Annotated in this window: 7 protein-coding genes and 1 pseudogene; 4 read left to right on the top strand and 4 right to left on the bottom strand. The window is 71.0% G+C overall.

Features of this window, described 5'->3' with window-relative positions; translation table 11 throughout:
• Nucleotides 1–571, bottom strand: a pseudogene (locus tag PV721_RS17525) (diacylglycerol kinase); the annotation flags it as partial.
• A 181-nt stretch (nucleotides 572–752) separates the two neighbouring features.
• On the opposite strand from PV721_RS17525, the gene PV721_RS17520 reads away from it, so the two are divergent.
• Both PV721_RS17520 and PV721_RS17515 read left to right on the top strand, forming a co-directional pair.
• Nucleotides 753–2036 (top strand): adenylosuccinate synthase, encoded by a 1284-nt coding sequence (locus tag PV721_RS17520; RefSeq protein WP_319725173.1) that lies wholly within the window; start codon nucleotides 753–755, stop codon nucleotides 2034–2036.
• Nucleotides 2037–2233: 197 nt separating this feature from the next.
• Nucleotides 2234–6127: a hypothetical protein gene (locus tag PV721_RS17515; protein ID WP_319725172.1), complete on the top strand. Its 3894-nt coding sequence runs from the start codon at nucleotides 2234–2236 to the stop codon at nucleotides 6125–6127.
• A 140-nt stretch (nucleotides 6128–6267) separates the two neighbouring features.
• On the opposite strand, the gene PV721_RS17510 is transcribed toward PV721_RS17515, so the two are convergent.
• Nucleotides 6268–7947: a PKD domain-containing protein gene (locus PV721_RS17510; protein ID WP_319725171.1), complete on the bottom strand. Its 1680-nt coding sequence runs from the start codon at nucleotides 7945–7947 to the stop codon at nucleotides 6268–6270.
• 221 nt (nucleotides 7948–8168) lie between these two features.
• On the opposite strand from PV721_RS17510, the gene PV721_RS17505 reads away from it, so the two are divergent.
• The gene (locus PV721_RS17505) at nucleotides 8169–9017 is read left to right on the top strand and encodes a PP2C family protein-serine/threonine phosphatase (protein WP_319725169.1); all 849 of its coding nucleotides are present in this window, start codon (nucleotides 8169–8171) and stop codon (nucleotides 9015–9017) included.
• 4 nt (nucleotides 9018–9021) lie between these two features.
• The gene (locus PV721_RS17500) at nucleotides 9022–9984 is read left to right on the top strand and encodes an MASE1 domain-containing protein (RefSeq protein WP_319725178.1); all 963 of its coding nucleotides are present in this window, start codon (nucleotides 9022–9024) and stop codon (nucleotides 9982–9984) included.
• 54 nt (nucleotides 9985–10038) lie between these two features.
• Here PV721_RS17500 and PV721_RS17495 read toward each other — a convergent pair whose 3' ends face one another.
• Together PV721_RS17495 and PV721_RS17490 are read right to left on the bottom strand one after the other, a co-directional pair.
• Complete coding sequence (locus PV721_RS17495) at nucleotides 10039–11709, bottom strand: PKD domain-containing protein (RefSeq protein ID WP_319725167.1); 1671 nt, start codon at nucleotides 11707–11709, stop codon at nucleotides 10039–10041.
• Between the two features lie 121 nt (nucleotides 11710–11830).
• Nucleotides 11831–12109 carry a hypothetical protein gene (locus PV721_RS17490; protein ID WP_319725165.1) on the bottom strand — a complete coding sequence of 93 codons (279 nt, stop codon included), beginning with the start codon at nucleotides 12107–12109 and terminating at the stop codon, nucleotides 11831–11833.
• Between the last annotated feature and the right edge of the window lie 89 nt (nucleotides 12110–12198).

Raw genomic sequence — 12198 nt, 5'->3', positions numbered from 1 at the left:
GTCGACGACAGTGACGGGGTGGTGCTGGGTGCGCTGCAGATCCCGCCGCCACCGGGCGGACCAGCGTCCGGACCAGCGAGCGGTACGCGCTCCACACCGACGGCCCGGCCGGCCGCGGAATCCCCCGCACCGGCGGGATCTGCAGCGCACCCAGCACCACCCCGTCACTGTCGTCGACGAGCAGGTCGCACATCCGCACCGTCCCCTCGAGCACCGCCCGGGCCGCGGAAACGGCCGAAAGCGGAACCCCGAGCGAACCCGCCAGCCCGAGGGATCCCACGGGCCCCACCGGGACCAGCGCGAGGGCGCCCTCGCCCAGCGCCCGCTCCCGGTACAGCAGCCCCACGGCCCGTACCAGGGCCCGGTCGTCGCCCACGATCACCGGCTGCCGATGACCCCGGCGGGCAAGAGCCCGCGCAAATTCCTCCTGCGAGTCCGGGAGGCAGATTTTCGCCGCCGCGCCCGCTGACAACACATCCTTCGCGATCCGCACGGACTCGCCGTCAAGACGGCGGGCGACCGGGTCGACGAGCACGAGCAGGCCGCCTACCGGCGCGCCCGCATGGCTCATGGTGGGCTCTGGAGCCGACACCTCGGTCCTTCCTCGGGTAGCATCTTTGTGCAAGAGGCCCTTGCGCTATTGCGCCAGGGCCTTCGTCTATTCCGGGGTACCGGTCGACGGCTCAGCCTGCGTACATCGTCGTACGCCCCCCTGACCTTGGACATGCCCCATCCGGAAGAGGTGTACGCCTGTGCCCGCTCTTGTGCTGCTCGGAGCTCAGTGGGGTGACGAGGGCAAGGGAAAGGCCACCGACCTGCTCGGTGGATCCGTTGACTATGTAGTGCGCTACCAGGGTGGCAACAACGCCGGCCACACGGTCGTCGTCGGCGACCAGAAGTACGCGCTGCACCTTCTCCCCTCCGGCATCCTCTCCCCCGGATGCACCCCGGTCATCGGTAACGGTGTCGTCGTCGACCCGGCCGTCCTGCTCTCCGAGCTGCGCGGCCTGAACGAGCGCGGCATCGACACCTCCAAGCTGCTCATCAGCGGCAACGCGCACCTGATCACGCCGTACAACGTCACCCTCGACAAGGTCGGCGAGCGCTTCCTCGGCAAGCGCAAGATCGGTACCACCGGTCGCGGCATCGGCCCGACGTACGCGGACAAGATCAACCGCATCGGCATCCGGGTCCAGGACCTCTACGACGAGTCGATCCTGACCCAGAAGGTCGAAGCGGCGCTGGAGGGCAAGAACCAGCTCCTGGCGAAGCTTTACAACCGCCGCGCGATCGACGCCGCGCAGATCGTCGAGGAGATGCTCCAGTACGCGGAGCAGATCAAGCCGTACGTCGCCGACACCACCCTGATCCTCAACAACGCTCTGGACGAGGACAAGGTCGTGCTCTTCGAGGGCGGCCAGGGCACCCTGCTCGACGTCGACCACGGCACCTACCCCTTCGTCACCTCGTCGAACCCGACCGCGGGCGGCGCCTGCACCGGAACCGGCGTGGGCCCGACGAAGATCAGCCGCGTCATCGGCATCCTCAAGGCCTACACGACCCGCGTCGGCGCGGGCCCGTTCCCGACCGAGCTGTTCGACCAGGACGGCGAGGACCTGCGCCGCATCGGCGGCGAGCGCGGTGTGACCACCGGCCGTGACCGTCGCTGCGGCTGGTTCGACGCACCGATCGCACGGTACGCCACCCGGGTGAACGGCCTCACCGACTTCTTCCTCACCAAGCTGGACGTGCTGACCGGCTGGGAGCAGATCCCGGTGTGCGTCGCGTACGAGATCGACGGCAAGCGCGTCGAGGAGCTCCCCTACTCGCAGACCGACTTCCACCACGCGAAGCCGATCTACGAATACCTCCCCGGCTGGTCCGAGGACATCACCAAGGCCAAGACCTTCGAGGACCTGCCGGCGAACGCGCAGGCGTACGTCAAGGCCCTGGAGGAGATGTCGGGCGCGCCGATCTCCGCGATCGGCGTCGGCCCCGGCCGCACCGAGACGATCGAGATCAACTCCTTCCTGTAAGCAGGAGAGGCACCACCGCAGGGGCGGGACGCGCACAAGGCGTCCCGCCCTTCGGGCTGTTCGGGGCGGGCGCTACACTCCGGCTGCCCAGAGCTCCTGCGCAGGTCACGGGGGTCGGGCCCATCCGAACTGGGGGGTTCATGAGTTTGCTGCCGAACGGCAGAAGAGGACGGAGCAGACGGGGGCGGGGCGGCGCGATGGCCGCTTCGGGCACCCTGCTGCTCGCACTGCTGGCCTCGCTCGCAGGCCAGAGCGGCACGGCCGCCGCGGCAACCGCGCCGCCCGTCGCCACCACGGCCGCCCCGGCCACGGCCCAGCCGAAGGCCGAGGGCCCGCAGGCCGCGCCGGAGCCGGACCGGAAGGCCGCGCGGGAAGCGGCGCAGAAGGCCTCCGTGCAGGCGCTCCAGGCGACCGGGGTTTCGGGCACCTGCCCGGCGGCGCTGGCGCCGCACACCGTGGTCGGCTGCACCCTCGAGGCGAACAGGACCGCTTCCTTCTCCCTCACCCTGCCCCAGCAGAAGGACGTGGTGCTGCTGGAGATCTCCGGCCAGACCGTCCACAAGCTGGTCGCTCCGGGCGGCGCCGCCGTGGCGTGCGAGAGCGTCTACGGCGCCGCCGAGAAGTACCCGCCGTTCCAGTGCCCCGTCAGCCAGGCGGGGACGTACACGCTGGAGGTGAAGAGCAGCGACGGGAGCCAGACCGACATCGGCGTCTCGTACGTTCCGCTGCTCTCCTCCACCTCGTGCAGGGCGGTGGGCGCCGCCGATCACAAGCTCGGCGCACCCACCGTGCTCCACGGCTCGCTGTCGGCCTCCTCCGCGGGCGCCTGCTTCACGCTCGACCTGGCTTCGGGCGACGTGCTGCGCGGCCACGTCGTCTCGGACGGCTCGCCGTGGCCGCCCCTGAGGCTGGTCCACGACGCCACCGGCAAGCAGGTCTGCACCTCGCTGAACCAGAGGCACGCACCGAACGACTGCAAGCTCACCGGCACCGCGCCGTTCCGCGCGTCCCTGGTGGACGGGGACGGTGCCTACGACCTCACTCTGGCGAAGCTCTCCAGGCCCGAGGGCTGCACGGTGGTGGAGCCCCAGGCGTACGGAGCCTCCCCCGAGCCGGGTTCTTCGCGCTGCCGCACCCTGCGGGTGCCGCAGGCCGGCGACTACACCATCGCCCCGGCCTTCTCCGGCGCCAACCTGCCCGGCAGTCTGTACCTGCAGGACGGCACCCCGAGCAACTGCTGGTACCGCAACGGGCCCTGCGCCCTGGCTCCCGGTGACTACACCTGGGCCGTCAACGGGGACGTGGTCGACGCCGGTGCGTTCGCCGTCGCCTTCCACTCCGCCAAGGAGACCCGGGGCTGCACCCCGGGCAACGACAACGGCCTGGTGGCCGGCGCGTCGACCGGAACCTTCTCCGGCGCGGGGCAGGAGTTCTGCCTGACCCTGCCGACGTCCACCGGCAAGGGCCTCTACCTGCTCAACCGCCCGCCCGCCGGCGGTACCGACGTCGTGGCAGTGGTCTATGACGCCTCGGGAGCACAGCAGTGCAAGGTCGAGGGGTACCTGAACCCCGTCTGCCGGCTGACCGGAACCGCCCCGTTCCGCGCTGTGCTGACCGGTGCGCCGGCCAAGGCGTACGGGCTGGTGGTCCACCGGACCGGTGAAGCCGCGGGATGCGCCCCCTGGCGGCAGACCGGGTTCGACAGCACCTCGGGCGCCAAGGTCTCGGTGTCCGACACCGTGCGCCAGGCCTGCCTGAGCGTGCCCGCGGACCAGCACTCCACCGTGGAGATGATCGGTCAGGCCGCCCTCTCGACCGGCACGGTGACGACGGTCCATCTGACCGACCCCTCCGGTGCCGTGTGTGCGTCCGACACCTGCGTGCTCTCCGCCGGTGTGCCGTACACGGCGATGGTGGTCGGGCACCGTGCGGAAACGTATGAGCTGGCCCGGCGGGACGTCTCGCCGACTGCGACGTGCGCGGCCCCGGCCTCCACCAAGGTCGGGGGACCGTCGCTGTCCTTCGACCTCACGTCCGCACTGGACGCCCGCTGCGTCCGGGTCGGCGCCGCCACCACGGACAAGCTGTGGTTCGGTGCGCGGACGCCCGTCGACCGCTACACCCCCGCCGCCACCACGGTGACGGCCGTCGACGCCGCCGGCCGGATCGCCTGCCGGCAGGAGCAGGGGCCCTCGTGCCGGGCCTCCGGCTCGGCCTCGTACGTCGCCGTCGTGACCGTGGCCCGGTACCAGGGCAAGCCCCTGCGCGCGTACGTGGACTCCTGGAAGGTCGGTACGGCGGCAGGCTGGGCGCCGGAGTGCACGGCCGACCGCGTGTCAGACGACCCGTCGATCGTCCGCAGCGGTGTTCTCACCGAGCAGTCCACGGCCCGCTGCTCCGTGGTGGCCATGAAGCCCTCCCACTCCTTCGGGCTCAGCCTGCCCACCACGGCGGGCGACCTGCGCGAGGACAACGGGCCGGTGGACGTGAGTCTGCACAACGGCCCCGGCTGGACCCGGTCCGCTGCCGAATCCGGATACGGCTGCCCGGACGTCTGCTCGGCTTCCAGCAGCGCCGCACCCGGCGACGCCGTGCTGCTGCTGACCGCCGGGAAGGCCGCCACACCCGTCGAGTACAGCATGCAGGGAGCCTGCTCCGCGGGATGCAAGTCCCTGCCCGGCTCCTGGATCAGTGGGATCAGCCCGGCGACCGGCCCCGCCGGTACCCGCAACCAGGCGGTCGTCCACGGCACCGGACTGCGCCTGGGCACCGAGCTCAGGCTGATGCCCAGCGACGACCCGTTCAACGACGGCACCGCCCTGAAGCCGCTCTCCGTGAGCCCTGACGGCACCTCGATGAAGGTCCTCGTCGACACCAACGGCCTCAAGCCGGGCCTGTACGACGTCGGGCCCTACATCGGGGGGCACCGGATCACCAAGGCGTACACGGTCACGGCCCCCGCGCCCGTCCAGGCGGGCAGCCGGTTCGTGCCGGCCGGGCCGTCGCGGTTCCTGGACACCAGGGACGGCACCGGTGCCAAGAAGGAGCGCGTCGGACCCGGCGGGGTCGTCACCCTCCAGGTCGCCGGCGTGAAGGGGATCCCCGCGAGCGGGGTCACGGCCGTGGTCATGAACGTGACCGCCGTCCACCCGACCGAGGCCGGACACGTGATGGTCTACCCGAACGGGCAGCCCACGCCCAAGGTGTCGAACCTCAACTTCGCGCCCGGGCAGATCGTCCCCAACCTGGTGACCGTCCCGGTCGTCAACGGCAAGGTCGACCTGCGCAACAACGCCGGATCGGTGGACCTCATCGCCGACGTCACCGGCTACTACACCGACAAGGCCGGGGACGGCTCCGCGCTGAACTCGATCACGCCGTCGCGGTTCCTGGACACCAGGGACGGCACCGGTGCCAAGAAGGAGCGCGCCGGACCCGGCGGGGTCGTCACCCTCCAGGTCGCCGGCGTGAAGGGGATCCCCGCGAGCGGGGTCACGGCCGTGGTCATGAACGTGACCGCCGTGTACCCGACCCAGGCCGGGCACGTCACCGTCTACCCCAACGGCCAGGCGGCGCCGGACGTGTCGAACCTCAACTTCACGGCCGGGCAGATCGTGCCCAACCTCGTGACCGTGCCCGTCGTCAACGGGAAGGTCGACCTGCGCAACAACGCCGGCTCCGTCGACCTGATCGCCGATGTCACGGGCTACTACGCGGCCACCGGTTCGTCCTTCTCCGCGGCGGGCCCGGTCCGGCTGCTCGACACCCGTGACGGCTCCGGTGCCCGCACCGGAGCCGTGGGTCCGGGTGGCCTCGTGAGCCTCCAGGTGGCCGGGGTCGAGGGAGTGCCCGCGCAGGGCGTGACCGCGGTCGTCCTCAACGTCACGGTCACCAACCCCACCGAGGCCGGGCACCTGATCGTCCACCCCCACGGGGTCACGCGTCCCAACGTGTCGAACCTCAACTACACCGCCGGGCAGACCGTGGCCAACCTGGTGGTCGTCCCGGTCGTGGACGGGCGGGTGACGTTCTTCAACAACTCGGGCTCCCTCGACGTGATCGCCGATCTGAGCGGCTACTTCACGTCCTGACACCGTCCCGGGAACACGGGTGAGGGTCCTGTCCGATCGGGAGATCGGGCGGGGCCCTCCGCGTTATCGGGGTGGGCCCGCGTGCGCAGGAGGGGCGGCTCGCCGTCGCGTGCCGCCCCTCCCCCCGTACTACCGGTGGATCACCGCGTCTCGTAGACGCCGAAGACGTCGACGATCAGGTCGGCGTCCTTCCAGCCCTGGTTCCAGAAGTGGATGATGCCGTGCTCGCCGTCGCTTGCCTGCACCAGGTTCGGGACGGTCCTGCCCGCCGTCCAGTTCAGGACGGAGGAGTTCGGCCGGGGCGGCTGCGGGGCGTCGGGTCCGTCGTTCACCAGCCACGGGAACGGTCCCGGGGCCACGGAGAGGAACCCGGAGTCCTTCGTCTCGGTGACGGTGGCGTTCAGCGCGTACGCCTCGACCCCCGCCGGCTCCGCGGAGGCCATCTGCGGGATGTAACCGCGGGCCGGCAGGTGACCGCCCGGCCACCAGCTCTCGGGGTCGCGGGTGTCCAGCGCACGGAACGGGCCGATCGGCAGGAAGGCCGCGGCGCTGTCGGGGCTGTAGTAACCGACGACGTCGACGACCACGTCGGCTCCCGCCCAGGCACCGTTGCGGATGGCGATCTTCCCGTCGGGGCCGACCGGCACGATCACCGCGTTGGCTACCGTCTGGCCTGCGGTGAAGTTCACGTTGGACGTGATCGGCGCCTGCTGGCCGCTCGGGTAGGCGATCAGGTGACCGTCCTCGCGCGGGTTGGTGACGGTCATGTTCAGCGCCACGGCCTTGATCCCGGCCGGAACACCGTTCTTGCCCGAGATCTGCACCTCGAACGAGCCCTGCCCCGGGACCTGGCCCTTGGCCGTGCCGAGGCCCTCACGGGTGTCGACGGCGCGGACCGGGGACAGCGAGGTGTAGCCGCTGGCCTCGGACGGGGTGAAGTAGCCGGTGACGTCGGCGATCAGGTCGACCGGGCTCCAACCGCCATTGAAGAGCTCCACGTAGCCGTCGGTGCCCACCGGCACGATGGCCAGGTTCGGGACGGACTGGCCGGCCGTGTAGTTGAGGTTCGAGGTGATCGGCCGCACGGAACCCTTGCCGGGGAAGGCCGTGACGTGCCCGTCGGCGATGGTGTTGGTGACGGTGACGTTGAGGACGACCGCCGTGACGCCGGCGGGGACCTTGGCGTTCCCGGCCACCTTCACACGGGCCGTGCCGCGGCCCGCGACCTTGCCCGCCACCGCGCCCGTGCCGTTACGGGTGTCCAGCAGCCTGGTCGGGGCGTGCGGGGTGAAGTCGGAGCCCAGGGTGGAGAACGGGAGGGTGTTGACGGCCTGGACACCGTTGGCGGCGTCGGTCACCGTCACCGTGACGTTGTACGTGCCGAGCTTCGCGTACACGTGCTCGCGGCCGTGCACGGTGGAGCCCTTGAGGGACTGCTTGTCGACCTTGCCGTCACCCCAGTCGATGGTGAGTTCGACCGGGACGTCGGCGCTCGTGATCGTGGAGTCGATCATCAGGCCGTACGCGGTGTAGCTGACGCCTTCGATGGCCAGCGCGAGGTCCGGGTTCCCCGCCACGGACTGCGCCTGCGCGCCGGCGGCCTTGTTCCCGCCCGCCGGCAGCGCCGAGCGGACCGACCGGTCGGCAGGGCTGCGGAAGGTCTTGGCGGCGGCTTCCCTGGCCTTGTCCACGCCACCGGCCAGCGACGCCGACGCCCCCTTCGACGCCCCGCCGGCGGGGACGGACACCCCGCCCGCGGCGGGCGCGAGAGGAGCCGCGTGAGCCGTCGTCCCCGGCAGCAGGGCCACACCCGCCGCCACGAGGGCAGCGGAAACTACGAGTCGGCGATTGCGCACCGATTCCCCCATTTTCTCTGAAGTTCGAACACATGCTTGAACAAGTTCGAAAGTGTGTTCAGGGTACAGATCGGCCGGGCCGGGGCCGTCTCGGGGGGCGCGTTCCGGGTGGCCGGAAATATGATGTGCACGGGCTCGTGAGCGGAGCGGAAGCGGGAACGAATGGATGCACCTCGGAGCGTTCCATGAGTACGCGCCGCCCCCCGCGCGTGGCGAGCGCCGATCTCCTCAGCATGCTCGGACGGCTCACCGCCCAGGCGCGGCAAGGGGTCGAGCTGCAGCAGGCCCGGGTGGAGCTGGCCGAGGCGCTGCAACGCGAGATGCTGCCCACCTCGCTGCCCGTGCTGCCGGGGCTGCGCGCCGCGGCCCGGTACGCGCCCGCCCGGCACGGCCTGGACATCGGCGGAGACTGGTACGACGGCTTCCAGCTGCCCGAGGGCGCCCTCGCCTTCTGCATCGGCGACGTCCAGGGACACGACGTGGACGCGGCCGCGTTCATGGGGCAGATCCGGATCTGCCTGCGCGCCGTCTCGGCGGTCGTCGCCGATCCGGGCGAGGTGCTCGGCCGGGCCAACGAGGTGCTGCTCTCCATGGACCGCGATCTCTTCGCGACCTGCAGCCTGCTCCGCTTCGACCCGCAGACGTGGGAGCTGGAGAGCGCCCGGGCCGGCCACGTGCCCTCGATCTGGGCCACCGTCGACGGCCGGTACGGCATCACCGAGGACGACGGCGGGCTGCCGCTGAACCTGCAGACCGGATCGGGATACGCCGTGACCCGGCGCCGGCTGACGAAGGCCGGGTCGATCGTCCTGCTCACCGACGGCGTGGTCGAAGGCCCCAGTTTCCCGATCGAGGTGGGGCTGGAGCGCGTCGCCCGCGTCGTCAGGGAAGCGGCGGGCACCGATCCCGACGAGCTGGCCGCCGAGGTGATGAAGGTGGCCGACTCCACCGGCCACGCCGATGACGCCGCGGTACTCGTCCTCACCCACGACGCGGCGCGTCACGGCCCGCCCGGACGCGGGCCTGTTGTCTGATGCTGTGGTGCGCACCGAGGAATGGCGACGTCTGCCCGCAGTTGTCCTGCTGATCCTCGCCGTCGCCCTCGTCTACTACGCGGGCGGCCGGATCGGCCTGCACCAGTCCGTGGTCGTCAACGGCGCCGAGGTCACGCCCCTGTGGCCGCCCACCGGCATCGCCCTCGCCGCCCTGCTCTGGATGGGCCTGCGGACGTGGCCGGGGATCGCCCTCGGCACGTACTTCGCCATCGAGCGGATCGGCGACTTCAGCCTCTCCGGCATCGGCATCGTCGCGGGGAACACGCTCGCGCCCGTGTGCGCGTACCTGATGCTCCGCAAGGCGGGATTCCGCAGCGAGGTCGACCGGCTGCGGGACGCCCTGGCGCTGGTCTTCCTCGGCGGTCTGCTGCCGATGCTGATCAGCGCGACCATCGGGACCTGGACGCTGGTGCTCAGCGGCGACCTGCCCCCGGACCGGTTCTGGCCGGTGTGGTCGGCCTGGTGGGCCGGGGACGCCATGGGGGTGCTCGTGGTGACGCCCCTGCTGCTCGTCCTGCGCCGGATCCGCCGCCCGGGAGAGGGCGTGGGCAGCTACCGGGTGGCCGAGGTGACCGCCCTGGTGATCACGTCCGTCGTCGTCACCGTCGTGGCCACCAGGAGCTCCCTGTCCGTGCTGTTCCTCGTCTTCCCGCTGATCATCTGGGCGGCCGTACGCTTCCAGCTCGCCGGGAGCGCCCCGTGCACGCTGCTCGTGTCCGTCCTTGCGATCTCGGCGGCGAGCGACCGCGCCGGACCGTTCGACGGTCAGACCCTCCTGGAGATCATGATCAACCTGCAGGCCCTCAACGGGGCGGCGGCCCTCACCGGGCTGCTGCTGTCGGCGATGGTCACCGAGCAGAACAACGTCCGCCTGAAGATCGAGCAGGTCTGCGGGGAGCTGGCCGAGCTGGTGGAACACCTCGCCCGGGGCAGACCGGAACGCTAGACGGCGCGGGCGCCGCGGGGACGGCGGACCGTCCCCGCGGCGCCCGGCCGTGGATCACTTGGACTCGTAGTAACCGAAGATGTCGACGACGAGGTCGACGTCTTCCCAGCCCTGGTTCCAGTAGTCGACGATGCCGTTCTTGCCGGAGCTCGCCTGGACCAGGTTCGGGACGGTCTTGCCGGCCGTCCAGTTCAGGGCCGAGGCACCGGGACGCTCCGGGAAGACCGCGGTCTTGTCCTTGTACTGCTGCAGCGAGTTCGGGTCCGGCGCGACCGACAGGAAGCCGGTGCCGGTCGTGTTGGTCACGGTGGTGTTCAGCACGTACCCGTCGATGCCCGCCTCGTCGGGCGAGATCCCGTTGTAGACGTAGCCACGGGCCTGCAGCGGCCCGTGGGGCCAGCGCGGGTCACGGGTGTCGATCATCCGGCCCGGCTTGAGCGGCATGTAGGCCGCCTTGCTGTCGGTGCTGTAGAAGCCGACGACGTCGACGATCACGTCGGTCCCGGCCCAGGCGCCGTTGAAGACGCTGATCCTGCCGTCCGTACCGACGGGCACGATCACCGAGTTGGCGACCGTCTGGCCGGGGGTGAAGTTCAGGTTCGACGCGGTCGGGGTGGCCCCGCCGCCCGGGAAGACCGACAGGTGGCCGGCCTCCCTCGGGTTGGTGACCGTCACGTTGAGCGCGACGGCGGTGATGCCCTCGGGCACGCCGCGCAGGCCGCCGATCCGGGTGGAGAAGGTCGTGCGGCCGCCGAGCTGGCCCCGGTTCGCGCCGAGACCCTCACGGGTGTCGACGAAACGGGCCGGGGTCATCGGCGTGTAGCCGCTCGCCTGGGTCCGGGTGAAGTAGCCGGTCACGTCCGCGATCAGGTCGACCGACTCCGAGCCCCGGTTGGCCAGCTCCACGTAGCCGTTCTTGCCGACCGGCACGATCACCAGGTTCGGGACGGTCTGGCCCGCCTCGAAGTTGACGTTCGACGTGGTCGGTCGCTCGGTCTCCTCGGCGAAGGCCGTGATGTGCCCGCCGCTGGTGGCGTTGGTGACGGTCAGGTTGAGGACCACGGCGGTGACGCCGGCCGGAATCGCCCCGTTGGCGCCGACCTTCACGCGGGTGGAGCCGAGCGGAGCGACCTTGCCCTTGGCCGCGCCGGTCCCGTCGCGGGTGTCCAGCAGGCGGGTGGGCGCGTACGGGACGAAGTCCGAGCCCGCGGTCATGACCGGGAACTCGTTGACGACCTCGGCCTGGTTCGCCGGGTCCGTCACGGTGACCGTGACCTTGTACTCGCCGAGCTCGGCGTACGTGTGGCTGCTCTTGAGGACGGTCGAACCGTAGGCGTCCATCCCGTCGGTGTTCCCGTCGCCCCAGTCGACGGTGACCTTCAGCGTGGAGTCCGCGCTGATGACGGTGGTCTCCAGGTCCAGCGCGTGCGCGGAGGTGCTCGCCGCGTTCAGCACGAGGGCCAGGTCCGGGTTCCCGGCGGCCTGCGAGGCACCGGCCCCGGCCTTCCCGGCGGCCAGACCCTTGCGGACCGAGCGCTCGGCGGGGCTCTTGAAGGTCTTGAAGTTCGGCGCCGCGGCCTTCCCCAGGTCCACGGCGGGAGCGGCCACACCCTGCGCGCTCGGAGCCGCGGGAGCCACCGGACCGGCCGCGTGGGCCATCCCCGGGACGAGACCGACCGTGGCCGCTATGACGGCAACGGAAATTACGAGACGGCGACTGCGCACCGTTCCCCCCATTTTTTTGAACATGCTCAGGAACTGTCGGGGCCACAGTACATAGATCCTCGTCGCATGATCGGCCGATGTCCCCGCGGCGAGGGGGAGTTGGCGGGATCCTGCCCGCGCGTCAGCCCGCGCTGTCGTGGAGCTGCTCCGCCGCCGTGAACCGGCAGTGGAAGACCTGCCAGCGCCCGTCCAGGACCAACAGGAAGGAATCCCCGTCCCGGTACAGCACCCGTCGCTTCGGCCTGTACGGATGCTGGGGCTCGTACTGTTCGGCGTGTTCCCGCAGTGCGGCAACCGCCTCCTCGCGCGTCCCGTCGACGTGCCCCAGGACCTTGACGGACCACTCCCGGCCCTCGCCGGTGCCCGTGTGCTGCTCGACGAGCAACCCCCATCGTGCCATCACGCGCGCCCCTCGAACCACCGCTGGGTGCTGCTGCTCATGTCCGCTCTCCCGCCGACCGCTCGGTGAGACCCCGGGATCCACAGGGG

The sequence above is a fragment of the Streptomyces sp. MB09-01 genome (assembly GCF_033794505.1).
Classification (GTDB): Bacteria; Actinomycetota; Actinomycetes; order Streptomycetales; family Streptomycetaceae; genus Streptomyces.
Note: the sequence above shows the minus strand (reverse complement) of the source record. Positions and strands in the feature narration are given on the sequence as shown.

Coding starts and splice junctions, on each gene's coding strand:
- PV721_RS17515 (WP_319725172.1), top strand. CDS start 2,234: ATGGCCGCTTCGGGCACCCTGCTGCTCGCACTGCTGGCCTCGCTCGCA.
- PV721_RS17505 (WP_319725169.1), top strand. CDS start 8,169: ATGAGTACGCGCCGCCCCCCGCGCGTGGCGAGCGCCGATCTCCTCAGC.
- PV721_RS17490 (WP_319725165.1), bottom strand. CDS start 12,109: ATGGCACGATGGGGGTTGCTCGTCGAGCAGCACACGGGCACCGGCGAG.